Raw genomic sequence first — 26,357 nt, 5'->3', positions numbered from 1 at the left:
CGTCGAGACCGAATGGTTGTTTACTCAATGCTATCCAACTTCTTAATTATAAGAGCCTTTTGTTAATGTAACAAAAAAAAGCCCCAGAAAAATAACGGGGCTTTGCTTATTAATGGCTGTCTCAAATTTGAGACTCTTTATTTTTTAGTTACTTGTAGTAATAAATAACTCAATATCAATCGGAACAGTGTAATCAATTTTCTCAAAATTAAAACCGTTGAGTTTCAAAAAATCAGACTTAAAGCCTTGATAATCTCCAATCTGCTTAAAGTTATCTTGTGTCATTTCTTCCAGTATGCGGGAAACATCGTGTTGAACTTGAGTCTTCAGCTCCCAATCATCCATTCTCAATAATCGTTCGCCATCAAGAGGAATGCGTTGTTCGCCGTACAGTTTGTCGCAAAAGAGACGCTGCATTTGTTCAATGCAGCCTTCATGAAGGTTGCGCTCTTTCATCACTTTGTACAAGGCTATCATGTACGGTGTTAAGCCTGGGATATACACACTGGCTTTGGTTACTAGCGCTTTGCATACCGTCGCATAAGCACCGCCGGAAAAATTGGCAAGTTTCAAATTGAGTGAATGACTGGTCTGATGCAAGTCGATTTTGGCTCGCCCTAAAGTTCCATCAAGATACAATGGGTGCGTAATCTCTGGACCAACGTAGGAAAAGGCGATGGTTCTGCAGCCTTGGGCAATGGATTCAGCGTTAATTAGGGTATCAATCCAGCTTTCCCAATCTTCGCCGCCCATGACTTTTATGGTGTCATCTGCTTCTTGCTCCGTCGCCGGTGGCAAGGTCACGTCAGACCATTCGTCTGTTTCAAGGCTAATGAGAGAGCTGTTAATACTGCGACCAATGGGCTTAATCGCAGAGCGCCATAACTCGCCAGTGTCGGGATTTGGTCTGGCGCCTGTTGCTAGACTGTATATGACAAGATCGACTTCGCCTTCAAAGTAAGTTTCAATGGCTTCAATGACTTTGGTGCGAGTTTCAGCAGAAAAAGCATCGCCTTCAATGTTGATGGCGACTCTTCCTGCCTGCTCAGCGTGGTGCTTAAAATAGTGGTTGTTATACCAGCCTGCTGTCGCCCCACCTTTTGCCGTTGGACCGCGCTCTAATGAGACACCAATGGTATCGGATTCTGATGCGCCAAATGAAAGGGCTATCCTGGATGCAAGCCCAAATCCCGAAGATGAGCCGAGAATGAGCACACGTTTCGGTCCCTGTTGAATGGGCTTAGCTGTTTTTACAAATTCAATTTGATCGAGCACGGCTTGTTCACAACCAAGTGGATGAGCAGAACGAGCGACCATGCCCTGAATAATGGGTTTAATAATCATTTTTAGCGCCTTTTAAAACAAATTGACTCTTACTAGCAGCAAGCCACTAAAATAGCGCAGCTGAAGCAGGTTTTAATTGAGCTAAACCATTAAAATTAAAGATGTACCGATATTTTTTCAGCGACAAACTCTGCGATCCATGGCTGAGCAACCGGTTTAGGGTGCAGACCGTCTTCCATCATCCACTCTGGTTTGATAACGACTTGCTCTAAAAAGAAAGGGAGTAATGGTATGTTTTCTTGCTCAGCTAGGTTTGGGTAAATTTGAAAAAATGCATCGCTGTAGCGCTTCCCATAATTGGGTGGAATGCGGATTTGCATTAATATTGGCTGAGCCCCTGAATCTTTTGTGATCTTTATGAGTTCAGTCAACGTATTAGAGATCAGATTGGGTGGAAACCCGCGCAAGCCATCATTAGCACCAAGTTCGATCAGAACATAGTTAGGGTTATGCTCTTCCAGCAATAAAGGTAGGCGTGATAAGCCATTACCCGTAGTATCACCGGAAACGCTTCCATTAACGATTTCAATGGTTTTATTATGGTTAGCCAATGCATTACCCAATAGTGAAGGCCAAGCCTGTTCAACTGGCATGTTATATCCAGCGCTTAAGCTGTCGCCGAGAACCAGTAGCGTTTTACTGTGTGCAATGCTAGAACAGAGAACAATAAGAATTAAGGAAAATAGCCGAATCATGCAAACATCCATTATTAGTACAAAGTCAGTATCAAAGGTTATCTCAAATAACCGTGAGTCTCTTACCATCCTTAACGATATTGATATGGATGTCAAAGAAGGGGAAAGCATTGCGATCGTCGGCACATCCGGTGCGGGGAAATCTACCTTGATGACGCTCTTAGCCGGTCTCGACACTCCTACAAGCGGCACGATTGAGCTGCTTGGGAAATCGATCAGTCAAATGAGTGATGACGAACGAGCCTCATTGAGAGCCAATGACATCGGTTTTGTATTTCAAAGCTTTTTATTGGTGCCTACGCTGTCAGCGATCGACAATGTCACATTGCCTTGTCTTTTAAATGGAAGCTCAGTAGACAGAAAAAGGGCTGAAATGTTGTTGGGCCAAGTAGGGCTAACCAGTCGCATGGAGCATTTACCTTCTCAGCTATCAGGTGGTGAGCAGCAACGCGTCGCGCTGGCAAGGGCATTCATGATCAATCCTAAAATTTTATTTGCAGATGAACCGACGGGTAACCTGGATCAGAAAACAGCGGCAACAGTGATTGATTTGCTTTTTGATATGAATAAGCAACATGGCACGACGCTTATTCTTGTGACACACGATCTTTCTTTGGCTCAACAGTGCGATCGAACCATTTACGTTCAGTCTGGCTCTATCCAGCCAATGCCTAACAGCTTGCAACAGAGTTCACAGGATCTCTCAAAAGCGGAAGCCTCCAACAAACAGAGCGTGCCGAGCGGAAACGACATCGATTCACAAGGTCATTCAGTATGAATAAAGTGTCTACAGCCGATCGTGGCATTTCTAAAGCCACTTGGCTTGTCAACTGGAGCCTCAAAGAAATACGTCATGGACAGCTTTGGCCCATCGCTCTTTCACTCTCTCTGATCATTGCGTGTGTCTTTGCTCTGTCTGCGCTCGCAGAACGCATTGAACAGGTTGTGGTTAAACAGGGTAAAGATGCGCTCACGTCAGATTTAGTGTTTCAATCTTCTAATCCTCTTCCGCAATCATTAGAGGATGCGATATTAAAAGCGCCAATTGAGGTAAGCCGCGTGACACGTTTTGCTACCATGGCGTTCAGCGATACCCAAATGCAGCTTGTTACGGTAAAAGCATTAGAGTCGAATTACCCACTTCGTGGAACAATGAGGCTCGCTTCAGATATTCAGGAGTCGCAGCAAGTTAATAAAAACGAACTTTGGCTTGATAAGCGACTTCTTACTCAGCTTGATGTTGTTATAGGAGATTCACTGGCTATCGGTGACGCTGATTTTATCGTGAGCGGGACAATAGAAGAAGAGCCAGGGCTGTCGTTTAATCCCTTTCAACAAATGCCAACAGTGCTTATTCACTATTCTGATATCGCTCAAACCGGTGCGATTCAAATCGGAAGTCGGGTGCGTTATCAGCTCTACATTAACGGGGATGAAACTGAACTTGAGCAGTTAAAAAGCCAAGTAACGCTGACGGCTAGCGAACGCTGGAAAGACACCAATACAGCCAGTCGAACCAACGATATCTTCATTAATACAACGCAATATCTCTCGCTCAGCGTAGCGATTGTGATTTTAATGGCAGCAGCAACGTTAGTCTTAACCTGTCAAAGTTATGTGGCGTCGCGAAGAACCACCATTGCTATGCTGAAAAGCCTGGGGGCCACAAAGCGTTGGCTCACTCGATGGATATTACTTCAAATCGGTATTTTGTTACTGGTTTCCATTGCGCTCGGTTTCAGCGCTGGGATGCTCCTAGAATACCTGCTTCGGTTACCTTTGGTGGATATCTTACCAGAGCAGCTTCCTTCATACGGTTTATCGCCCTATCTGTTATCGGTCGCGACGTGTGTGCTTATCGCGGTACCAGCACTAGGCATGCCACTGCTGAATTTGTTTAACATTAGTGCTGCGCAAGCAATGCAACCTGCGAGTAAACACATTTTCAAGCGTCGCTATTATGGGTTAATCGCGATTCCGGTTTTACCCTTACTCGGTTATTACGCGAGTAACACCTTAGTATGGATGCTGTTCGGTGGGCTTGTTGGGGTTATTGTCACCCTGGCAATTATCAGCCTTGCTATCACCAAACTGATGACGAAACTGCCCTTAGGTGCAACGTTTAAACTTGCTTTGAACCGGATACATAGAACACCCGTCATGACTGGGCTTCAATACAGCGCTCTTGGCCTGTCGTTGATGCTAATGGCGACACTATGGTTAGTGAGAACGGATCTATTGCAAGATTGGCAAAAGACACTACCAGCGAACGCGGCTAATGCCTTTTCATTGAATATATCTGAGCAAGATCGGGAAAGCTATTTAGAGCAATTGGACCAGCATGAGGTTGAGCGTTCACAAGCGTTTCCGATTATTCGTGGCAGGTTGACCCATATTAATGGTATTGATGCCAAAGAAATTGAGGGAGCAGAAGAAAAGAGTGATGCACTTCGAAGAGAGCTGAATTTTACCTGGGGAGATACGATTCCCGACTACAACCCAGTGCTCGAAGGGGAGTGGAGCAACGTCGGAGGTGTTTCAGTGGAATCTGAAGTCGCACAGGACTTAGGTATTAACATCGGCGATACGTTAACGTTCACCATCAGTGCACAGACCATCGAAGCCAAAGTCAATTCAATCAGAAAAGTAGAATGGCGCGAAATGAAACCCAATTTCTATTTCATTTTCACTTCAGATCTTATGGCCGATCACATGGCGAGCTACTTGATCAGTTTTAGAATTGAACCAGAGCATGACTCGCTGATGCAACGCTTATCTCGTGAATACCCAACGGTCAGCTTCATGGATATTAGGGAAGTGGGCAGTAAGATTGAGCAGCTACTCAGACAGTTCGTATGGGCGATTACTTTACTAGCTGGGCTGGGTGGTTTGGCGGGCTTATTGTTGATTTTCACGCTACTGCAATTGAGTCTTTCTCAAAGACAGCAAGAGCTTCGTTTGTACCGAACTTTAGGTGCGACTCAGAAGTTTATAAAACGTACCATTTGGGCAGAATATGGCCTCATGGCATTGGTAGCGGGTATTGTCGCGAGTTTAGGCGCAGAGTTGTTGGTGGCCAGTATATTAAAGTTTGGCTTTGATCTATCGCCAACTTGGCATTTTATGCTTTGGATAGTCTTGCCGCTGGTCGCTTTTTGCACACTTTTCGTGGTGGTCAGAAGTTTGGTTAAAACTCTGTTAACCCCTATGAGTAAAGAGATTAATTAACCATTCATTCTCTGTATTTGGCAGTTATCCACAAAAACGGTGGATAAAGTTTTGGATAACTTAGCCTGTAGATAACTGTGGTTTGGTTACAGCCCTTTTAGGACGGAATGTTAAGGATTATTGTTATTCACATAATCGAAAAAAAAGGGCTAGCCATTTATTGCGTCAAGTGTTTTTTTGCAAATAATTCATTTTTATTATGAGTGTGTTTGTTCAATGATGTCTGTTAAATAGCGGTTGAATAGTGGTTAAAAGCCACTAAAATACGGCGTGAATTAAATAGTTGGTGTTTACTATGAAAAATGAGGTTGAACGCTCTAATTACGTTCAAGTCGCCATTGTTGGAGGCGGTGTAGCGGGGTCAACTGTTGCTATTCATTTGGCTGAACTTGGTGTCTCTTTAGCATTGCTTGAGAAAAGCGAGAGTCTCGTCAATGGTCCTCCTATTTGTCATCTCCATGCTGGAGGTAACCTTTATAGAGAGATCTCCTCTAAGCAGTGTTTAGAGCTCTTGGAGCAGTCGATCAACACCGTGAGACTTTTTCCTCATACCATCAATCGTAGGCCTACTGTCATTGCGACTCCTCTTAGCGATGATGGGAATCCTAATGATATTATTGAACGGTTAAAGTTGGTGAAAAGTTGCTACCAAACGCTTGTAGCGAAAGATAGCCGTAATCAGGTCCTTGGCAATCCTGAACAATATTTTAAATCCTACAGTCAGGCAGAGCTTCAAACATTGGCGCTTAGCAAGCAGCCCAAACACCCCTTAACTCTTGATGACTGGATGATACCGTTTGCACAAAATGCCGAATTAGATCGACTGAAATACCCCGTCATCTCAGTACAAGAATACGGTTGGAGTGTGTTTAGGCTGGCGGCGAGTGCTAGCTTAATTTTGGAACAGATGGATAAGTGTGATGTTAAAACCAACACAACATTAATTCGAACACAGTTCATTGATGGTATGTGGCTTCTGACTTATCAAGATTCTAACGGTCAAGAGCGTCAAATGTATGCTGAGCACCTGGTCAATGCGTGTGGCTACCAAACAGGTACCGTCGATGATCAAGCCAGTTATAAACGAAATCGCATGGTCGAGTTTAAAGCAGCCTATATGACTCATTGGGAAGCTTGCAATCAACAGTGGCCAGAGGTTATTTTCCATGGTCCCCGCGGCACCGCAAAGGGAATGGCTCAACTTACGCCTTATGCCAATGGGGTTTTTCAGCTGCACGGCATGACCGAAAATATCACTCTATTCAAGGATGGCTTGGTCTCTTCGACCTCAGAATCTGCTCAGCCTAATTTGCCTGAAAGATTGAAAGGCAAGCTAGCTAAAGGGTGGTCCAATGAAGCGACGATGGAAAGGACCTCACGTGCTATCGGCCATATGGAACAATTTATTCCAACGTTTGGCTCTGCTACCAAGTTATCGAAACCACTTTATGGTGCGCAACAAATCCCTGGAAGCGATGCGACTTTACGATCAACAGACGTGACGTTTGAAGAACAAAACTATGCGCGTGTAGAAGTGGTCAAAGGGTCGTCGGCGTTAGATGCTGCCAAAAAACTGGTGGCTCATTGGTCGCTTTGTTTAGCGAAAGAAAGCTCTATTGAGAATACACATCCCACCGCGCTCGCTTTGAGTTATCAAGACGTTGAAACTAAAGCATTAGAGCTGGCTATTGAGCGTTCTTACCCTAAAGAGTTGGCACTACTCGCTGGCGCAGTGGACACCGTAACATCAGAGCTAGTAACCAAAGAACCGAGCCCATTGGCACCATGCGTCTTGTAATCCTAACAAATCGCCTTTAACAAATTGAATTTCTTGCCCAGGCTTTGCTTGGGCAAGTCTTGGTAAGTCTATTCGTGCAACGCACCCAATTTTGGGGTAACCTCCAATCGTTTGACGGTCATTGAGCAAAATTATCGGTTGTCCGTCTGGCGGGACTTGAATCGCGCCTAAAGCAATTCCTTCGCTAAGCAGTTCTGTTTCTGGCGGAGTAACCTTTTCCCCCGAAAGTCGATACCCCATCCGATCACTATGCTGGCTCACGGTAAAACGTTGCTGATAAAATTTCTGTAATGATTCGGTTGGGAACTGGTCACTTTGGTAGCTTTCTATTACCCGTAACTTCAGCGGCAGATCATAGTTTGGGGTGTATCGAAAAGTCAGTTGTATGGGCTTTTTATGTTGATGGTGCGGTTTACATTGAAAAACATCACCGGTGTCAATGGGTTGGCCATCTTGACTCAGCCCGCCAACACCGTCTCGCACGACCGTCGCGCAGCTGCCAAAATGATCTAAAGCCTTAAAACCACCGACAATGGCTAGATAGGTTCGTAGGCCATTCTTCGTGAGCCCGAATTTTAGTCGTTGCCCTTTGTTGGCATTAAACGTTGACCAATTTGTAACGGTATTGCCATCAAGCGTGACTTGCTGGTTTGCGCCAGTAATGGCGAGTGTACAATCATTGAGAATTTCAAACTCCGCCTGACCGAGCGTTATTTCTAATGCAGGGCTGTTCACCGTATTACCTAATAAATGGTTAGCCCAACTATAAGCATAATCATCCACAGGCCCGCCCTGAGTCAGCCCGAGATGGCTGCACCCAAAGCGGCCGAAATCTTGAATAAGAGTTAACGGACCGGGTTTAACCACTTTCAAAGCACTATTGTGTTGTTTCATTGCATGTCCTCGTCGGGGATCACACCACCTAGCGATATAAACTCTTGTTTGGAAATGGGTCTAAATCTAACGGTTTGACCTATCAAGAAAGGTGTCATCGGCTCTTTAGATGGCTCACAGAGGTTGATGGGGCAATTGCCTATGATGTTCCATCCACCTGGAGAAGCGTTGGGGTAAACTGCAGTTTGCTTATTAGCAATGGCTATACTGCCTTTAGGTACGCTCAGTCTAGGGGAGGCTTTTCTCGGTTTTCGTAATAACGGATGAACGTCAGATAAAAATGCGAAGCCAGGAGTAAAACCAATCGCAGAGACCGTGTAATCAACCTCGGTATGCAGCTCAATGATCTTCTCTAAAGAGAGACCATCGCTTATATACTCGGTCAGATCTGCCCCAACAGATAGGTCGTAATAGGCAGGAAGAATCACCGTATCATAACTAAAATGGGTAGGTTGATTCTCTTGGCTGATGATATGGGAATTCATCTTGGCTAAAAACTCAGTAAGCTCAATGCGGTGAGGGAGGTAATCAATGAGAATCGTATTGTAGGATGGCGTGATATTCATTATCCAATCAGAATAGGATTGAGCTAACGAGTGAGTAATGGCTCCGATAAAAAGAGACAAATGGGATGAAGGATCCGCGTCAAACGTGACTAAGATCGAGCATTCTGCAACGGGTGTAATGGTATAAGAATACGTCAAATTATACTCCCTGTATGGTTTGAGTCATCACGTTTCACTTTGAATGAGAGCTAATTAATTGAGCTATTTCTTTAATAAGCTCTATCGAATCTGGATTATCACCATGGACACATAGGGTGTCAGCGTCAATGGGGATAACAAAACCATCAAGAGTGGTCACTTTCTGGTAATTCAAGATCTGTTTAAGTTGGTTCAATATGTCTTCTTGGTGTGATAAAACCGCGCCACTTAGGTTTCTCGGGGCGAGCAGTCCATTGGCAAGATACGTTCTATCAATAAATGCTTCGAATAACAGAGGCACATCATAGCGATCTGCGATATCAAGCTTAGGTTGATTATGTGGCGAGGCTAACGTCATGAGAGGAATATGAAAGCATGAAACAGCATCAACAACGGCTTCAAAGATCGTTATGTTCGTTTGCATGTCGTTATAAAGAGCCCCATGCGGTTTAACATAATCTAAGGACGTGTTCTTACTCTCGCATAAGGCTTTTAAAGCACCAATTTGGTAGATCAATAAATCGGTCAGTTGTTGAGGCTCGAATGGGATAGAGCGACGCCCAAATCCTTGCAGATCAGGATAGCTAGGGTGTGCACCAATAGACACCTGATGCTGTAACGCTAACTCGATAGTATGGCTCATAATACTGGGATCTGAGGCATGAAATCCGCAAGCGATGTTTGCCATATTAATGTGAGGCATCACTTGTTCATCGGCGCCCATCTTCCACTCGCCGAAACTTTCGCCCATGTCACAATTTAGAGTAATCGTTACTTGTGTCATTTGTAGCCCTAGTTGTTTAATCTTGAGTCATGTATGTTACCTATTAGTTATCACTAATAATAAGTAAAACGGCATAAAATACGGTGATATAAGTACCAATCAGGTTATTTTTTGCTTGTTGCTTGTTGCTTGTTGCTTGTTGCTTGTTGCTTGTTGCTTGTTGCTTGTTGCTTGTTGCTTGTTGCCTTTTCAGCCATAGGTCTCCCTGTTGCGAAGCTCGGGTCCTGCTTTATATTGAGATACACAAGAAGAGTGCAGAACAAGTCAGCAGAAGAAAAGTCTGCATAAGAAAGAGATATAAGTCGCGTGGTATACGGTCAAGTAAACTATTTAAATGTCATTGATGAAAGGAGGACGAGATGGTGCGGTATCTTTCACTGCGAAATAAGCTGACGATTCCGATTATATTGTTTGTCTTCATCACTTATATCGTGGCCCAAGGCTATGGCTTTATTGCGACTTATACAATGCAAAAGAATGCGCTTTTAGAGCGTATTGATGTCGTTGCCAGCAGTATTGCGCTTAATCTTCAAACTACCCTTCTACTCAATGATCCCGCTGTTGTTGGCGAAACCTTGTCTGTCTTTTCTGCCGATGAGAATGTACTGAAAGTTAAGTTGTACAGTGTCAACGGCGATTTACTGGGTATGTATCAACAGCAAGGAGCATCGACTCCCACTCCTAACGTCGAACAACAAAAAGAAATCCTATCATCTGGCTTCTCTTCATCCGGTGATTTCATTTATGTGCTGACGCCGGTCAAGTTAAAAGAGAAAACCATTGCTAGGCTGAGAGTAACGGTCAGTAAGGCAACGTTCAAGCAGTTGTACAATCGCGTATTATTGAATGGATATTTTTCTTTATTGCTACTGGTTATTGCCGGTTTTGGTCTGTACCGTTTGATTGAAAAATTCATATTGACCCCTGTATTTGCTCTAAACCAAGCCATAGGCACCTATATTAACCATGACGGTAAAAATGAGCGGATTGAAGTTTCGTCTAGCGATGAAATTGGCGATCTGGTGAGTGCATTTAACACCATGCTCGACAGGATCAGTGAGAGAGAGCGCCAAGTCGTTTATACATTGGATAAGTTGGAGCAGGAAAAATCCTTTGTGAATGAAGTTGTTGAAACGGTGCAGCATGGTTTAATTGTTGTTGATGACAAAGGAAATATTCTCCATTTCAATGCGGCTTGCAATGATGTGTTCAAATGCACCCCTGCTTATCTCACAGGGGCTAACCTTCTTGATGTGATCAACGTAGATAAGCAGAGCCAGCTGCACAAAAGGATCTTAAGTGGTAACGAGTTTGATGATGTATTACTGATCAGGAAAGACATATTTAACCATGAACAAAGGTTAGAAATCACTTGTCGTAAACTGTCTAGAGAAGGGCAATTTTTATTCGCTATTCAAGATGTCACAAAAATCCAGTCAGTTCTGAGCCGCCAACGCTTAGCGGCTGGTGTGGTCGAGAATAGTCAAGATGGGGTGATGGTGATCAATCAAGATGGTTATATCACGATGATCAATCCGGCAGTAACACAGCTGTTGGGCTATACCCAAGATCAGTTAGTCGAGTGTCGCCCAGAAGACGTGATGGATTGGCACCAAGCCGCCTCATTAATGCCGCTCATTACTGAATCGGTCGTCAATTACGGACAATGGCAAGGCGAGATATCAGAGAAGCATCGCAACGGCAACCTAGTACCAATGTTTGTCAAAGTCAACCGGATAGTCAGTAGTGACAAAGATTCCATCTATGATTGGGTGTTCATGCTGACTGATTTATCAAATATTAAAGAACTTGAGCGGTTAGAATACTTAGCTCATCATGACTCTTTAACTGGCCTTGCTAACCGAGCCCATCTGTACCGTGTCCTGGACGAAGTTATTACCAATGTAAGAGATAACCAACAAGGCTTTGCGTTACTTTATCTTGATCTTGATGGCTTTAAGCAGGTCAACGACACATACGGACATGACGCGGGGGACGAAGTGCTACGGCAAGTTTCACAGAGACTGCTGTCTCAAGTTCGTTCTCAAGATCTTGTCGCTCGTTTATCCGGCGATGAGTTTGTCGTGGTGATTAACCCTTGCCTTAAGTCAAGCATTGGACAGTTTTCGGAACGACTGATTCATCTCCTGTCTGAAAATATTGTTTACAATGGGCAGGTGATGACAATTGGTGTCAGTGTGGGTGCTTGCCATATCAACGATTCGACACACAGCCTCGATACTATTTTAAAGACGGCGGACAGGGCGATGTATCAAGCGAAATCCTCAGGGAAAGGAAAATATGTTCTCATTGGTAATACAGATTAGATGCTAAGGTCCTTTTCCTGTTAGGCGTAGTTATCTTTGTATATAATCAAGAAAAATCATAAGGGTAGGTGACATGAACGTTTTAGTAACTGGTGGTATGGGCTACATAGGCAGCCATACGTGTATTCAAATGATTGAATCAGGCATGACACCGATTATTTTTGATAATCTGTACAACAGTAAGAGCAGCGTATTAGAGCGTATTGAAAAAGTATCGGGTACTCGCCCTAAGTTTGTGGAAGGCGATGTGCGTGATAGAGATCTGCTCATTCAGGTTTTAAACGAACACAACATCGAGAGCGTGATTCATTTCGCGGGATTAAAAGCCGTTGGAGAATCTGTCGAGAAGCCATTAGAGTATTACGACAATAATGTGAATGGCACCTTGGTCTTAGTGGATGCTATGCGCCAAACGAATGTAAAAAGCCTAGTCTTTAGCTCCTCTGCAACGGTTTACGGTGATCCCGCTTCAGTGCCTATTACCGAAGATTTTCCAACCAGTGCGACGAACCCTTATGGTCGAAGTAAATTAATGGTTGAAGAGTGTTTGGCTGATTTTCAAAAAGCGAATGAAGATTGGAGTATCACTTTACTGCGTTATTTTAACCCTGTCGGCTCTCATCCAACCGGGCTTTTGGGGGAAGATCCACAAGGTATTCCGAATAACCTGATGCCTTTTGTTTCTCAGGTTGCGGTAGGTCGTCGAGAGTATTTGTCGGTGTTTGGCAATGATTACCCAACTAGCGATGGTACTGGCGTGCGAGATTATATTCACGTTATGGATTTATCCGACGGCCATATTGCTGCGTTGAATAAGGTGGGCGAGAAGCAAGGGCTGCATATTTATAACCTTGGTACTGGTAATGGTTACAGTGTACTTGAGATGGTTTCTGCTTTTGAAGCAGCATCAGGCAAACCTGTGCCGTATAAAGTGGTTGAACGACGTGCGGGTGACATCGCCGAGTGTTGGGCGGATCCAAGTAAAGCCATTAACGATCTAGAGTGGAGTGCGAAACGTTCACTAGAGGAAATGACTCAAGATACATGGCGTTGGCAGTCTTCAAACCCAAACGGTTACCCAAATAGCTAAAGCTTTCCAGGTAACAGGTTTTCCAGGTGACAGGTTTTGTAGGTAACAAGTTTTCCAAGTAATAAAGTGACTCAGCAGTAAAGTGGATCAGCAATAAAAACGTGACTCGGAAGTAAAGTGGCTAAAAGTAAAGTCGCCGAGAGATCTAGGCCATTCAGCAAAAAGCCACCGTCTGGTGGCTTTTTTATTGTTGGTCGAATCGAGGCTAGACTTCTTTATCTTTACCTAACGACAGTAGCCATATGCTTACCGCGGCCACACCAATGAAACCACCTAGTATGATTACTGGCATCGCACTATAGCCTAGAATGTGCCAAATCACAGATTCAAATGTACTCATATTCTGCTCCTTATTGCCAGCCTTCGACACCATGCATGTCTGGCAGTTTGTGTGCGATACCTTTGTGGCAATCAACACACGTTTTGTCGCCAGAGGCGAGTGCGGTGGAATGCTGTTTAGCACTGCGAGAATTTTGTTCTGAAAAATCCATAAACTCAAATTCGTGACAATTACGACATTCCAAAGAATCGTTGCCTTTTAGTCTGGCCCATTCTCGTTCAGCCAGGTGACCCCGCCTTGCTTCAAACTTTTCTTGTGTCCCGATAGTGTCGAGGACATAGTGAGCAAAAAGCTCTTTCGATGCTTGAACTTTACGAACGATTTTATCGGTCCACTCATGAGGTACATGACAATCAGAACAAATTGCCCGTACACCCGAACGGTTTGAGTAGTGAATCGTTTCTTGAATCTCTTTAACGATAGGTGCGTGGCAACCTGAGCAGAATTCCTCAGAGTTGGTGGCTTCCATCCCCGTATTAAACGCTCCCCAGAAAAGTAAACCACCTGCAAAACCCATGAATAAAACAACGCCAACGGCGGCTTTACTAGGGCTCGATAGGCGTTTCCAAAACGCTTTAAGTAATTTCATATTATAGCCTCTCTATTACTTCGGCTACGATTAACGCAACGAATCAACAGGTTTAAATTCATTTTCAACCAACGGTTTAGCTGCGGCTTGAGGAACGTGGCACTGAAGACAGAAATAGCGACGAGGTGATACGTCGGCTAATACGGCATCTTCACGATTGACATAGTGAGTCACACTGATTTTTGTTGCGCCCATCTCTTTTGCATTTTTCCAGCTATGGCATGCTAAACATTTGTTCGCATTAAGAGACACTTCGTAACCTCTGATCGAGTGAGGTACAAGAGGGGGTTGGTACACGTATTCGCTATCTAAAACCTGCTCTTTTGGATATTTTTTAAAATCATCTGCCGGCCGTGTTGCTTCTAATTCACTTGCGCCACGCAGTGATTCAACGCCACCAATCCCACCCGGGTTATCCGTTTCTGCTTGAGCGATACCAGTTAATACCGCACCAACTGACAGTAAAGCGATAATCAGTTTTTTCATGTTAATTTCTCCGCCTAATGGCTAATTCTTTGATAGGCAGTTATCGGTTGTAAAAAGTAATAACTGCCATTCGTTCTAAATTCTCGAGGTAGGGGCCTGTGATTCAACAAGAAGCCCACTAGCAATTACAAAACCTATGACCAATCAAGAAACCTATGACCAACGATTAAATTTTGGTGATCTTGACTGGGCATTTTTTAAAGTCAGTCTGTTTTGACAGTGGATCTGTCGCATCTAAGATCAGTTTGTTAATGAGAATTCGTGCGTCAAAGAAAGGTACGAAGACCAACCCTTTTGGAGGACGGTTTCGACCGCGAGTTTCAACACGCACGCGTACTTCGCCGCGTTTGTTTTCCATGAGCACTTCATCGCCTCTGCGCAATCCTCGCTCTTTTGCGTCATCAGGGTGGATGTAGCACAGAGCATCAGGCACCGCTTTATAAAGTTCAGGGACTCGGCGAGTCATGGTGCCTGTGTGCCAGTGTTCAAGAACACGCCCTGTACACAACCAAAGATCAAACTCGGAATCAGGGTGCTCAGGTGCAGGTTCAAACGGTGCGGAGATAATCAGCGCTTTCCCATCGGGCTTACCGTAGAAATCCCAGCCAGAGCCTTTTTTCGCATAAGGATCGGAGCCTTCTTTGTAGCGCCAAAGCGTCTCTTCACCATTAACAACAGGCCAACGAAGGCCACGTGACTCATGATAGGTATCGTATGGAGCTAAATCGTGACCATGTCCGCGACCAAACTCTGCGTATTCTTCAAATAAGCCTTTTTGAACGTAGTAGCCAAAGTGGTGCGCATCGTCGTTTAGCTCACGCGCTTCTTCGATTGGGAACTTATCAACTTGTCCATTGGCAAACAGCATGTCGTACATGGTTTTACCGCGGTACTGAGGCGCAGCGGCGAGCATCTCTTCTGTCCAGACTTCTTCCATCTTGAAGCGTTTTGAAAACTCCATGATTTGCCACAAGTCAGACTTAGCTTCGCCTACCGTGTCCACTTGTTGATACCAGGCTTGAGTGCGTCTTTCGGCATTTCCATAAGCGCCTTCTTTTTCAATCCACATTGCGGTAGGAAGAATCAGGTCAGCCGCTTGTGCGGTGGCGGTTGGGTATGGGTCTGAGCAGACGATGAAGTTTTCAGGATTACGGTAACCAGGAAGACGTTCACCATTAATATTGGGCCCTGCTTGTAGGTTGTTATTACACATCACCCAATAAGCGTTCAGTTTTCCATCATTTAGCATGCGATCTTGAAGAACAGCGTGGAACCCAGGCTTTGGAGGGATCACACCGTCAGGGATGTTCCAAATGCCTTCTGCGATTTTACGGTGTTTCGGGTTCGCAACAACCATATCTGCCGGTAAACGATGAGCAAATGTACCGACTTCACGAGCTGTACCACAGGCGGATGGTTGACCTGTTAATGAGAAAGGACTGTTACCCGGTGTGGCTATTTTACCCGTGAGAAGGTGGATGTTATAAACCAAACTGTTCATCCATACACCACGCGTATGTTGGTTCATGCCCATCGTCCAAAGTGACATTACCTTGGTGTTTGGATCTGCATACTGTTTGGCTAATGTAATGAGGCTTTCTACTGGCACGCCTGAAATTTCGGATGCTTTTTCAGCGGTATAAGGTGCAACCGATGCTTTATAGCCTTCAAAATCAAGCGGTAACATTTCGCCAGAGTTCGGGTTTTCAGCCTTCATTTGAATAGGGTCATCATCGCGCAACCCATAGCCGATGTCTGTTTTGGCCTGCTTAAAGTTGGTATGTTTGTTGACAAAATCCCAGTTAACCGCGTCGTTTTCGATGATGTAATTGGCAATAAAGTTGGCAATCGCCAAATCACTTTGTGGTTCGAAAATGTAACCTTGATCAGCCAGTTCAAAAGAGCGGTGATAATAGGTCGAGAGGACGTTGACTTTAACGTGAGGGTGGCTGAGGCGGCGGTCTGTAATACGTGTCCAAAGTACGGGGTGCATTTCTGCCATGTTAGAGCCCCAAAGTACAAAGGAATCTGCATGTTCAAAATCGTCATAACAACCCATTGGCTCATCAATACCAAACGTACGCATAAAACCGACGACGGCTGACGCCATGCAGTGACGAGCATTAGGGTCAATGTTGTTAGAGCGAAGGCCCGCTTTCATCATTTTTGCGGCCGCATACCCTTCCATGACCGTCCATTGGCCTGAACCAAACATACCGACACTTGTTGGGCCTTTGTCCTTCAGTGCTTGTTTCCATTTATCTGCCATCGTATCAAACGCTTGATCCCATGAGACAGGCGTAAAATCACCATTCTTATCGTATTTCCCGTCTTTCATACGGAGTAATGGCTGCTCTAAACGGTCTTTTCCGTACATGATTTTTGAAAGGAAATACCCTTTAATGCAGTTTAAACCTTTGTTTACCGGAGACTCCGGATCCCCTTGTGTGGCAACAACTTTACCGTTTTGAGTCCCTACAAGGACTGAGCAGCCAGTACCACAAAAACGACAAGGTGCTTTATCCCATGTGATTTTAGTTTGATCCGAGCTAGCAATCAGGTTGGTTGCGGTCGCTGGCAATGTTACGCCCGCTACGGCAGCGGCTGATGCTGCTGCGTTTGCCTTCACAAACGCGCGTCTTGTCATTTTCATACTTCACCCTCAGTGTGGGAATGGTTAGTTCCGGTGTCCATATTCATATCGTCTAGGTCTTGTTCTATTTGGTGATACACCAATGCTGTGCCTAGAACGTTTGGTAAGTTGTTAATTGCGTCGATGGTATCTGTGACAAATCCTTGGTTTTCAGTTTCTAAAACCACAATGATTTTCCCTTCCGCGCTGTCGCCATAAATCTCAGCGTTCTCGAACTCGGCGATCTGAGTTTTAATGGTGTCTAAATGCACAGGGGCAACGTGAACCACTAAACTTGAAATGTGCACTTCATTTAGTGCCATATTAAATGTCATAGTTATCTCTCATTGTTTTTGACATTGCTTACTTTGATGGCCGAGGTCGGGCAAACGGAAACACAGGCGCCACAACCCGTACATTCATCAAGTTCTAATTTGGGCTGTGCTACTTTTCCCAATTCTGGTGTAAATTTTATGACCATAGCGTCACACACATCACTGCAACTTCTGCATTCAACGTTGTTGTACGCTAAACATTGGTTATTAATGGTTATTTCGGCCAACCATGGTGTGCTCTCTTGACGTTCAAATAGGGGTTCAGGACAGGTTTCAGCACATTGATAGCAAAACGTACATTCATCGATCGAAAAGTTAACCGTAGGAAAGCCACCATCGCCTTTTTCAATGATCTTATTTTCACAGGCTTCAATGCATTTTCCGCAGCGCGTGCAGTCTTGAATAAAACCATCGACACTGGTTAACCAGGGAAGTCGAAGTGAGTCATCGTCATTTGTTGCTCTGGAAAATAATCGTCTTCTTGAAAGGTTGACCACTTGGCGCCTCAATATTCATCAACATCAATATAAAACTCGTTGACTATCGCTGTTAACAAACAGTATTTATCTGTACATAAATTGTAGTTTTTGAGGGTGTTGAATAAATACCTATAAGGGGTTAATTGGTGGGCTTTCATGTTTTAGATCAATATATCGTAAGGCGTTAGGTCACATATTCATGCTAGGAAGTAAATGAGGTAGAGTAGGGGGAGCATGTTTACGACAAAAGGAAGCCGGTTTGCCTAAAAGGGTTAAACATTCAGTCACAAAAACAATCGCAAAGTCTATGTTGTTGATAGTGCTTTTATCGCTCGTGACAACCAATTTAGCGATTGTGACTTTAGCGTCGAGCATCAATGATGCCGAAGCGATCAACGTAGCCGGTTCAATGCGAATGCAAAGCTATCGATTAGGTTACGATATAGAAACGGATTCTAATGAATTTTTAGCACACATCGATCAGTTTGAGCGCTCTATTTATTCTCCGTCGATGAAGCAGTTGCAGAAATTTTATGTGCCCGACGACATCACCCAAGATTATTATCGGTTAACTTCCCGTTGGCACCAGCTAAAAACCATTCTTAACAGTGATGATCACAAAGAGTATGCAACTGCGCTTGAACAGTTTGTGTCGCAAATTGATGACTTTGTCTATAAATTACAAACGTTTTCAGAGCGTAAACTCATTATTCTGGCTTGGGTTGGTGGGCTTGGCTTAAGCTCGATTTTTCTCGTTAGTGTGTTTGTGGTGCGGTATGTACGCAAGGAAATTGTTCGACCATTGCATTCATTGGTCAGTGCAAGTGAACAGATAAAAAATCGCACCTTTAACGTGCTACTTGATGGCTCTGGAAAAAATGAAATGGGCATTTTGAATCGCGCGTTTAACCAGATGGCGATTGATCTAGATAGCCTTTATAAGGGATTAGAAAAGGCGGTCAACGAGAAAACGCACAAATTGCAGCATGCTAACTTGTCGCTAGAAGTATTGTATAAATCCTCGCAAGAATTGACCGCTTCAAGAATTACTCATGAAAATTTTGAGGCGATACTGTCTCAAATCTCAAATATTGAGGGCATAAAGGGCGTTAGATTAGAAATCAGCCAAGCAGGTGAAAGAAATGATGTGTTGGAAGCAGGAAACATCAGCTGTTCTGACTGTAAGCGAAAATCATTGCAGTTAGACGGTGTTGATTTAGGCACTTTTTATTGGCAAAGTGAGTTACCTTGTCCAGATCAAGCCTTAATTGATAACTTCGTGCATATCTTGTCTCGAGCTATTTATTATAATCAGGCTCAGCAGCAATCTGAGCAGCTGCTTATTATGGAAGAGCGCGCGACAATTGCACGAGAACTCCATGATTCTTTAGCTCAATCCCTGTCTTACCTCAAAATTCAGGTCACACTGTTGAAGAAAGTACTCGCTAAGCAAGATCCTAACCCACATACTGACAACATAAATGCCGTGATCAGTGAATTACATTCAGGGGTTTCTGACGCGTACACTCAGCTTAGAGAGCTTCTAACGACATTTCGGTTGACGCTCAACGAAGGCAGCTTCGGTCTTGCTTTACAAGAAATGTTGGTTCAACTTGGTGAGCAAACAGATGCAAAGATTCATCTTGATAACCAATTATCAACGATTGAGCTAGAAGCTAATCAGCAAGTGCATCTTATTCAATTGATACGTGAAGCGACGCTAAATTCTATTAAGCATGCGCACGCGACCAAAATTGATGTGGAGTGTATAGAACAAGACAACACAGTGACGGTATCTATTACTGATGATGGTATTGGCTATGACAAGGATATCGAAAAATTAAATCATTATGGAATGGCCATTATGCATGAGCGGGCTTCTCGCCTTAATGGTCATTTAGAAGTCAGATCTATTCGCCCGAAAGGGTGTGCCGTTGTTCTTACCTATCAACGATCTTAAGGGTATAAATTTTGACAAATTGTAAAGTCATGCTGGTGGATGATCATCCGTTAATGCGTCGGGGAATCAGTCAATTACTGAGCTTTGAAGATGAGTTTGATGTCATTGCTGAAGCAAGCAATGGCGCTGATGCAATCGCTAAAGCGCACGAAATCGACCCCGATCTTATTTTGCTTGATTTGAATATGAAAGGGATGTCCGGATTAGATACGTTGAAAGCGTTGAGAGCCGATGGCGCGACAGCTGTCATCGTGATTCTAACCGTTTCGGATAATGGCTCTGACATTGAAGCAATAATCAATGCAGGGGCCGATGGGTATCTACTAAAAGACACTGAGCCAGACGACCTGATCGCTTTGCTAAAGCAAGCTTCAACAGGTCAGAAAGCGTACAGTGATGAAGTGTTAAGGTATCTTTCTAGCCGCAACTCCGAAGACGATATTTTTTCTCAGCTTACCGCGAGAGAGAAACAAATCCTGCAAGAAGTAGCAAAAGGTTTTAGAAACAAACAAATTGCGGATCGTTTATTCATCTCAGAGTCTACAGTTAAAGTGCACATGAAAAGTTTACTTAAAAAATTAAAAGTACCCTCTAGAACAGCGGCGACGGTATTGTATCTTGAACGATCGGGTGATATCTCAGGTTATAGGCAGGGAAATTGATAAGATGTAATTCGGTGAATTTGTTTAGCAGCGAGAATGGATAGCGAAAAAGATAGGCTGAGTAATAGAAATTGCTTGGTCTAAAGGCGCATGTTAAATGACATGTTTAACGCTGGTACGAATCGGCTTGGGGGTCGCTAGGTAAAAGCCTTGAAACATATCCAAATCAAGTTTTGTCATCGCTTCTAACTGCTCGTAGGTTTCAATGCCTTCAATGATAACCTCAGCGCCAATAGAGCGCGCTAGGGCAATGCCTTCATCAAGGCGCTTGGCGTCACCACTCATATACTCCAACAGTAACTCTCTATCGATTTTAACGATATCAGGTTTTACATCAGTCACCCTTTGTGATGTGGAAGCACATGCCCCAAAGTCATCAATCGCAATACGGTATCCTGCAGAAGAGAGCTTTTTGATCGCTTCAACGAATAAAAGCTCATTGTTTGCATTAATCTCAATAATTTCCATTACTATCTGAGAGCGGTCAATGCCCAGCTCATTCAGCCGTTTGGATAAGAGACAATGTTCGATGTTGGCAAGAGCAAAGTACTCACTGACATTAGGTAGAATGTTTAAAAATAGCGATGAGTCTTTATATTTTGAAATGGAAAAATTGCGTATATGAATGACTCGACTCAATTTATCGACATTAATCTTATCTTTAGTCGAAATAGTATCAGAGCCGAAAAACAGATCGGGCCGAACCGCTTGCCCTTTGTCGTCATTGATGCGAATCAAAGCTTCGACACCAACCAAGCGATCATTTCGACCGAAGATCGGTTGGAAAACACTGGTTAAGCTCCAGCAAGAATATTGAGCTACATACTCACCATTCTCATTCGTGGAGATTAAAGGAAGAAACTGTGCTTTCGTCGTTAAGATCATAGAGCCTATATACAAAGTGACAAGAAATGTACTCATTGAGTAATCGAATAATAATTACTGAATGCGATAGATACACTGGTTTAGTGAACAAATGAGAGCGTGACTCAAATTCTATCGTTTAATATATAAAAATTCAGACAGAACTCAAGTTTTTCAACGTTCATCAAAATAGTCTTTGTTGCGAATGTATTTACTCATTAGGTGATAAGTAAACGGCCTCAGTACCCAGGAAGTGATAGACCGTACCAAGCGTATTAGGGTGGGCGTATTCTCATATATCTTGCCATTATACAACCAAAGCTGTTTACCAACGTGTTGATAAAAGTAAGGTACTGGAGGCAGAAAGGTCACAATATCGAGATCGCAACAGACTCGATAAGTTTTGTGTTTAAGTGCATAATTATGCGAGAAATCATGGCCTCCAATCGCTGGCTGGCCAAAAGTAACAATACGCTTAATGGATTTAGGAAACCTCTTTTCAATCGCGTCTCCAATGACACAACCAATCGCGCCTCCAGAAGAATGCCCGGTTATTGATATCCGTTTTCCTTGTTGGATTAACGGCTCAATGATCAGAAATAGTCTGTCAAAAACAGAGAGTCCCAATGAGTCGTGATTGTATTTGGGACGGCTTTCTTGAGACAAAAGGTAATGAAACCCTGCGTGAATAGAATAGGGCAAGCCAAAACAGTCACAGGGTTTAAACCATATTGAACTTGTGAGTAGCCAATCCCACAAGTTGTGAGAACCTTTAATGACAATAATGACTTCTTCACTGTCTTTGTGCCAAAGCACTCGTATAAAGGTTTGCCCCAATCGATTATTGATGATCCGCTGGCCTTTGGGTGAAAATCCGTAATTACTCTGTTTGAGTACTCTTCGATAGGAAAGGTTACAAAGCACAGCGTATCTTTCATATTGATATCGTTTCAGCGTTTTCACTGGATGTTTGATTAGAGGAATGTAACGTTCAGTGTAGTCGGAGTAAATGAAAGAATAATGACGCAGGCTATCGTGATGGTTTGATCAGTTCCATTGAATGACTGCGTAAAGTTGAATGTACTTTCTGACCATTTGTTGGTTTTTAGAATGTTTGAGAGGGTGAGAAAACTTAATGTAGTAGGGGCTCAACTTATATTGACTCTCAAGAAGGTTTGTTAGCTGGGAATCACTTTCATAGAGAGTGATTCCTTGAGCATTATACTGGTCGATTTCATCCGGAAGCTGACCTGTCCACCAGTGGAGCAACTCTCGACTTTGTTTACTACGACTGATCCAATGATCAGAGAGCAACAACAAAAGATCATTGGGTTGAATCGCGAACCCGTATTCTTGCTGCCATTCTCCGATGTCTTTCATGAGCTTTTGGCGGCATGTCTTACCTGCACTGACCATATGATGAGTAAGAATCCAAACGGTCCCAACATCTGAGCTCACTCTATAGTGATGAGGTGCGTCAGTACTCTTAGTCGATTCGAGCGAACCGTAGTCACAATGGTGTCCAAATTCATTGAGTGTTCGTGCCAGCCTGCGTGAAAATGCTAACCCGAGATGGTGTTGGCTCATCCCTTGATTGTGGATTGTTGGATAGTGTTTTTCACATAACTTCAGGCAGTCAGCTTGAAATTCATTAACACTTTGAATGAGTACATCTAAAAGCACCTGAAGTTCTCCCAAGACATTGGTGGCCTGAATTAATTGTATCTAAAGGTTACCATAGCTATGATTTAGTTCTGTGTAGAATTGTTTAACTTCATGATCCCCCGCGCTTTTTATTATGTATTTAAGTGCTGTTTTTACTATTACTACGCCTGTTTAAAGGTGAGAGGCCAATTTATGTCTGAAATCGAGTTTAGCAATCAACAAAAGAGCTCCATGAGTGAAGATCTTCGACGCTACTTAGAAAACGAGTGTGATTTGGAACTTGGTCAATTTGACGCTGAATTTCTGTTCGATCATATCTGTAAGCGCTTTGGCCCTGCCTTTTACAACAAAGGGCTACAGGATGCTCAAGTTATAATTGAACGAAAGGTCATGGACATCGCTGATGATATCTTTGAATTAGAAAAAATGTCCGATTTTTAGGCATTGATGCTAAGTATTGCGCTAGGCAACGCATCTTGGTCAAAATATTTGAACAAGTTGATCAGTAACGTGTGGTTTTATGTATGTAAAATGTCGTAAATAATCTATTAGCAAACTAATATTGTACGTATAGTTATTAAATAAGATTCTCATTCTCACTATCGAAACGACTGGAACAATTAATGAGTAGTAATGTAAACGGATACAACCTACCAGCCCGATTTTTTCATTGGGTGTCAGCATTTACGGTAATTGGCATGTTTGCCGCTGGAATTTGGATGGTTGATCTAAGCTATTACAGCGAATGGTATCGGGTGGCACCGCATTGGCACAAATCGACAGGAATTTTGCTAGTACTGTTTACCTCTTTACGTCTTATATGGAAGATGCTATCGAAATCGCCAGCGCTTGAAGGTGCAAAGCTTGAGAAATTTGCTGCTAAGTTAGCCCATCGCGCAATGTACGGTTTGCTGTTTGTTATTTTTACTTCGGGGTATCTGATTTCTACAGAAGATGGCCGAGGAATAGACGTATTTGGTTGGTTTACCGTGCCTGGAATGGGCGCATTTTTTGAAGGGCAAGCCGATCTGGCGGGTCAAATACACAGTTATGCGGCATGGACGCTCATTGTCATGAGTGGCCTCCATGCTCTAGCTGCATTGAAACATCACTTTATCGATAAAGATAATACGCTCAACAAGATGATAGGGATAAGAAAATGAAAAAAACACTAATGGCTACAGGCCTCGCTATGGCATTGCTTTCATCAGTCGGTGCTCATGCAGCAGATTACGTGATTGATACCAAAGGCGCCCATGCTTCGGTTAACTTTAAAGTCAGTCACCTTGGCTACAGCTTCATCAAAGGGCGCTTCAACCAGTTTGATGGTGTGTTCTCTTACGATGGAAAAGATCTATCGAATTCAAGTGTGACGGTGAATGTTGACACGCGCAGTCTGGACTCTAATCATGCAGAGCGTGATAAACACCTTCGCAGTGATGATTTCATTAATGCATCGAAATATTCGACAGCAACGTTTGTGAGTAACAAAGTTGTCGATAACGGTGATGGGCAGTTTGATATTATGGGCGATCTATCGCTTCACGGGCAAACGAAACCAATCATCATCAACGCAGAATTGATCGGTGAAGGTACAGACCCTTGGGGTGGAGAACGTGTTGGTTTTGTTGGTACAACAAGATTAGAGTTAGCGGACTTTGCCATTAAAGTGATGGGCGATTCTAGCTATGTTGACATGGAATTGCATGTTGAAGGTATTAAGAAGTAAGGCTAGAAGCCTAAATCTATAGAAATACCGAGTGATTGAACAGAGACAGCTATTAAAAACCCGTTGAGTTTAACCTCACGGGTTTTTTTTACACAGTTAAAAAGAACACGATTAAGCAGAACACGATGTCATACGCACTGAATAACACAAATTCTACGCATTCCCGCGCTCATCGTTTTTAATCAAAATAAAACTCTCCCCATACACTGGACGAAGTGCTCTTAAGATTTCATGGCGACTAATGACTCCAATGAATTGTTCACCTTCTAGTACCGGAATAATCTGCGGTCTAGCAACTTTCATCGACTTTGCTCGTTGCTCTAACGATAAGGTACTAAAATGGGTTGCTGTACCGATACCGGCACTGCTCGTTGGGTAGAGTTTATCTTTATCGATGCATAGGAACTCAGCAACATCAATTAAACGTTCATGTGCCTGTATTGCAATGACATCCCGTGACATCAAATCGACGACCTTTTGATTGCTGGCTGCGACATAATCTTTGCACCATAAGTCAACCATGACATCGTGTGTGGAAAAAAATCCGACCAGGCGGCCCTCAATATCGCAAACAGGTGCACCGTCGAGATTGTTTTCCAACAGCAAATCTATCGCAACTGATGTTTGCATGTTGGCACTCAGAGTCATCGGCAAAGGCATCATAATTTCTTTGACCGATATATGGTTGTTAAACGAGATTTTTTTAACCGGATCTAAGGCCGCCGCGGTGGTGATGGTCGACAAATTGGCGGCTTTAAGTTGTGGACGTCTGTAAATTGTCCAGTTAGCCAGGCCAACAAGAACAGCGCCGCCAACAATGTTACCCAGCGTAACTGGGATCAAGTTAGCCGTAATAAACTGATAGATATTGAGATCAGTATACTGACTTGGAGTGGTGCCAATCTGTAACCAAAAGCTGTCAGGTGCGAAATTTTGTAACACAATACCGAGTGGTACCATAAACATATTGGCGACACTGTGTTCAAAACCACTGGAGACGAACATCGATACCGGAAGTACGATCAATATGGATTTTGTCATTGCATTGGCAGAGCAAAATGTTAACCAAATCGCCATACAGACTAATAGGTTACAAAGAACCCCTAATGCAAAGGCTTGAACAGGGGTGTGGTGTAGTTTATGTTGCGCGATACTCAGCGCGTTCAACCCCCATTGGCCGCCATCGAGCTGATATAAGCCTGCTGCCGTGACGAGAAGCAGCACAAGCATGGCACCCAATAGATTGCCGATATACACTTTGCCCCAAATCGACAGCATCTTAGTAAAAGTGATTTGCTTATTCGCCCAAGAAATCGATGACAGTACCGAGCTTGTGAACAGTTCGCCACCGCAAAGGACGATCAGAATCAGCCCCATACTGAATGCAACGCCGCCAGCAAAACGGCTTAATCCCCAACCTGCGGCAGCGCTGCCTGTTGTGACGGTGATGTAGAAAACAAAAGCAAGACCAATAAACGCGCCAGCCATCATGGAAAGCCCGAGGATCATACCGTCCGTTTTTTTTGCTTTACTTAACGCAAATTTTTCAGCTTCAGCCATCATTTCACTGGGTGAGTAAAGTTGGTGGTTGTCGTTTTTTTCTGTAGTCACAATGACATCCTTGCTCAAATTGCAGTGTTTGCTTTGCCCAAATGAAACAAATTCTTTTGCGCAACCTGTTTTATGCAACCAACTGTAACAGAAAAATTGATGATATATTTGCTGTTAATCAAATTAAATGATGATATTTAA

The 26,357-nt window shown here is 43.5% G+C and carries 24 protein-coding genes and 1 pseudogene; 10 read left to right on the top strand and 15 right to left on the bottom strand.

What is annotated here, in order from left to right; translation table 11 throughout:
• Positions 1-144 precede the first annotated feature (144 nt).
• Together fabV and tesA are read right to left on the bottom strand one after the other, a co-directional pair.
• A complete protein-coding gene (gene fabV, locus QF117_RS05005; protein WP_282385089.1) occupies positions 145-1,344 on the bottom strand; it encodes an enoyl-ACP reductase FabV in 1,200 nt (399 codons plus the stop codon).
• A gap of 95 nt (positions 1,345-1,439) precedes the next feature.
• Positions 1,440-2,039, bottom strand: coding sequence for a multifunctional acyl-CoA thioesterase I/protease I/lysophospholipase L1 (tesA, locus tag QF117_RS05000; protein WP_282385088.1), 600 nt, complete (start codon positions 2,037-2,039; stop codon positions 1,440-1,442).
• On the opposite strand from tesA, the pseudogene QF117_RS04995 reads away from it, so the two are divergent.
• The 3 genes and pseudogenes from QF117_RS04995 to QF117_RS04985 all read left to right on the top strand — a co-directional run.
• Positions 2,038-2,703 (top strand): annotated as a pseudogene (locus tag QF117_RS04995) (ABC transporter ATP-binding protein); the annotation flags it as partial. The gene tesA and the pseudogene QF117_RS04995 sit on opposite strands and share 2 nt — an antisense overlap.
• 110 nt (positions 2,704-2,813) lie before the next feature.
• Complete coding sequence (locus QF117_RS04990) at positions 2,814-5,267, top strand: FtsX-like permease family protein (protein ID WP_282385086.1); 2,454 nt, start codon at positions 2,814-2,816, stop codon at positions 5,265-5,267.
• 295 nt (positions 5,268-5,562) lie between these two features.
• Complete coding sequence (locus tag QF117_RS04985; RefSeq protein ID WP_282385085.1) at positions 5,563-7,065, top strand: FAD-dependent oxidoreductase; 1,503 nt, start codon at positions 5,563-5,565, stop codon at positions 7,063-7,065.
• On the opposite strand, the gene QF117_RS04980 is transcribed toward QF117_RS04985, so the two are convergent.
• From QF117_RS04980 to QF117_RS04970, 3 genes are read right to left on the bottom strand one after another with little or no spacing between them, the layout of a single operon-like run.
• Entirely contained in the window at positions 7,021-7,959 is a 939-nt protein-coding gene (locus QF117_RS04980) for a biotin-dependent carboxyltransferase family protein (RefSeq protein WP_282385083.1), read from the bottom strand. The two genes, QF117_RS04985 and QF117_RS04980, sit on opposite strands and share 45 nt — an antisense overlap.
• Positions 7,956-8,663, bottom strand: a complete 708-nt coding sequence (locus QF117_RS04975; protein WP_282385081.1) for a carboxyltransferase domain-containing protein — start codon at positions 8,661-8,663, stop codon at positions 7,956-7,958. Before QF117_RS04975 ends, QF117_RS04980 begins: the two co-directional genes overlap by 4 nt.
• A 34-nt stretch (positions 8,664-8,697) precedes the next feature.
• Positions 8,698-9,447: a 5-oxoprolinase subunit PxpA gene (locus QF117_RS04970; protein WP_282385080.1), complete on the bottom strand. Its 750-nt coding sequence runs from the start codon at positions 9,445-9,447 to the stop codon at positions 8,698-8,700.
• Between the two features lie 359 nt (positions 9,448-9,806).
• On the opposite strand from QF117_RS04970, the gene QF117_RS04965 reads away from it, so the two are divergent.
• Both QF117_RS04965 and galE read left to right on the top strand, forming a co-directional pair.
• Positions 9,807-11,774 carry a diguanylate cyclase gene (locus QF117_RS04965; protein ID WP_282385078.1) on the top strand — a complete coding sequence of 656 codons (1,968 nt, stop codon included), beginning with the start codon at positions 9,807-9,809 and terminating at the stop codon, positions 11,772-11,774.
• A gap of 73 nt (positions 11,775-11,847) precedes the next feature.
• Positions 11,848-12,864, top strand: coding sequence for a UDP-glucose 4-epimerase GalE (galE, locus tag QF117_RS04960; protein ID WP_282385076.1), 1,017 nt, complete (start codon positions 11,848-11,850; stop codon positions 12,862-12,864).
• Positions 12,865-13,069: 205 nt separating this feature from the next.
• Here galE and QF117_RS04955 read toward each other — a convergent pair whose 3' ends face one another.
• The 6 genes from QF117_RS04955 to napF form a co-directional block, all read right to left on the bottom strand.
• Complete coding sequence (locus QF117_RS04955; RefSeq protein WP_282385074.1) at positions 13,070-13,204, bottom strand: TIGR02808 family protein; 135 nt, start codon at positions 13,202-13,204, stop codon at positions 13,070-13,072.
• A gap of 10 nt (positions 13,205-13,214) precedes the next feature.
• Entirely contained in the window at positions 13,215-13,793 is a 579-nt protein-coding gene (locus tag QF117_RS04950; RefSeq protein ID WP_282385072.1) for a NapC/NirT family cytochrome c, read from the bottom strand.
• A 30-nt stretch (positions 13,794-13,823) separates the two neighbouring features.
• Positions 13,824-14,279 (bottom strand): nitrate reductase cytochrome c-type subunit, encoded by a 456-nt coding sequence (locus QF117_RS04945; RefSeq protein WP_282385070.1) that lies wholly within the window; start codon positions 14,277-14,279, stop codon positions 13,824-13,826.
• 166 nt (positions 14,280-14,445) lie between these two features.
• A complete protein-coding gene (gene napA / locus QF117_RS04940; protein ID WP_282385069.1) occupies positions 14,446-16,932 on the bottom strand; it encodes a periplasmic nitrate reductase subunit alpha in 2,487 nt (828 codons plus the stop codon).
• Positions 16,929-17,234: a chaperone NapD gene (locus tag QF117_RS04935; RefSeq protein ID WP_282386156.1), complete on the bottom strand. Its 306-nt coding sequence runs from the start codon at positions 17,232-17,234 to the stop codon at positions 16,929-16,931. Before QF117_RS04935 ends, napA begins: the two co-directional genes overlap by 4 nt.
• Positions 17,235-17,248: 14 nt before the next feature.
• Positions 17,249-17,743, bottom strand: a complete 495-nt coding sequence (napF, locus tag QF117_RS04930) for a ferredoxin-type protein NapF (protein WP_282385068.1) — start codon at positions 17,741-17,743, stop codon at positions 17,249-17,251.
• A 241-nt stretch (positions 17,744-17,984) separates the two neighbouring features.
• Here napF and narQ point away from each other — a divergent pair, with 241 nt between their 5' ends.
• Positions 17,985-19,685, top strand: a complete 1,701-nt coding sequence (gene narQ, locus QF117_RS04925) for a nitrate/nitrite two-component system sensor histidine kinase NarQ (protein ID WP_282385066.1) — start codon at positions 17,985-17,987, stop codon at positions 19,683-19,685.
• Between the two features lie 11 nt (positions 19,686-19,696).
• On the top strand, positions 19,697-20,347 hold the full coding sequence (locus QF117_RS04920; protein WP_282385065.1) for a response regulator: 651 nt from the start codon (positions 19,697-19,699) through the stop codon (positions 20,345-20,347).
• Positions 20,348-20,440: 93 nt separating this feature from the next.
• Here QF117_RS04920 and QF117_RS04915 read toward each other — a convergent pair whose 3' ends face one another.
• From QF117_RS04915 to QF117_RS04905, 3 genes are all read right to left on the bottom strand, one after another.
• Positions 20,441-21,232 (bottom strand): EAL domain-containing protein, encoded by a 792-nt coding sequence (locus tag QF117_RS04915; RefSeq protein WP_348984831.1) that lies wholly within the window; start codon positions 21,230-21,232, stop codon positions 20,441-20,443.
• Positions 21,233-21,385: 153 nt separating this feature from the next.
• Positions 21,386-22,174, bottom strand: coding sequence for a lipase (locus QF117_RS04910; RefSeq protein ID WP_282385061.1), 789 nt, complete (start codon positions 22,172-22,174; stop codon positions 21,386-21,388).
• 84 nt (positions 22,175-22,258) lie between these two features.
• On the bottom strand, positions 22,259-22,894 hold the full coding sequence (locus QF117_RS04905; protein WP_282385059.1) for a hypothetical protein: 636 nt from the start codon (positions 22,892-22,894) through the stop codon (positions 22,259-22,261).
• Between the two features lie 174 nt (positions 22,895-23,068).
• On the opposite strand from QF117_RS04905, the gene QF117_RS04900 reads away from it, so the two are divergent.
• The 3 genes from QF117_RS04900 (at position 23,069) to QF117_RS04890 (ending at position 24,605) form a co-directional block, all read left to right on the top strand.
• Complete coding sequence (locus QF117_RS04900) at positions 23,069-23,317, top strand: DUF2164 domain-containing protein (RefSeq protein WP_282385057.1); 249 nt, start codon at positions 23,069-23,071, stop codon at positions 23,315-23,317.
• 182 nt (positions 23,318-23,499) lie between these two features.
• The gene (locus QF117_RS04895; RefSeq protein WP_282385055.1) at positions 23,500-24,039 is read left to right on the top strand and encodes a cytochrome b; all 540 of its coding nucleotides are present in this window, start codon (positions 23,500-23,502) and stop codon (positions 24,037-24,039) included.
• On the top strand, positions 24,036-24,605 hold the full coding sequence (locus tag QF117_RS04890) for a YceI family protein (RefSeq protein WP_017041402.1): 570 nt from the start codon (positions 24,036-24,038) through the stop codon (positions 24,603-24,605). Before QF117_RS04895 ends, QF117_RS04890 begins: the two co-directional genes overlap by 4 nt.
• Positions 24,606-24,758: 153 nt before the next feature.
• On the opposite strand, the gene focA is transcribed toward QF117_RS04890, so the two are convergent.
• On the bottom strand, positions 24,759-26,216 hold the full coding sequence (gene focA / locus QF117_RS04885) for a formate transporter FocA (RefSeq protein ID WP_282385049.1): 1,458 nt from the start codon (positions 26,214-26,216) through the stop codon (positions 24,759-24,761).
• Between the last annotated feature and the right edge of the window lie 141 nt (positions 26,217-26,357).

It is taken from the genome of Vibrio sp. YMD68 (assembly GCF_029958905.1).
Classification (GTDB): domain Bacteria; phylum Pseudomonadota; class Gammaproteobacteria; order Enterobacterales; family Vibrionaceae; genus Vibrio.
Note: the sequence above shows the minus strand (reverse complement) of the source record. Positions and strands in the feature narration are given on the sequence as shown.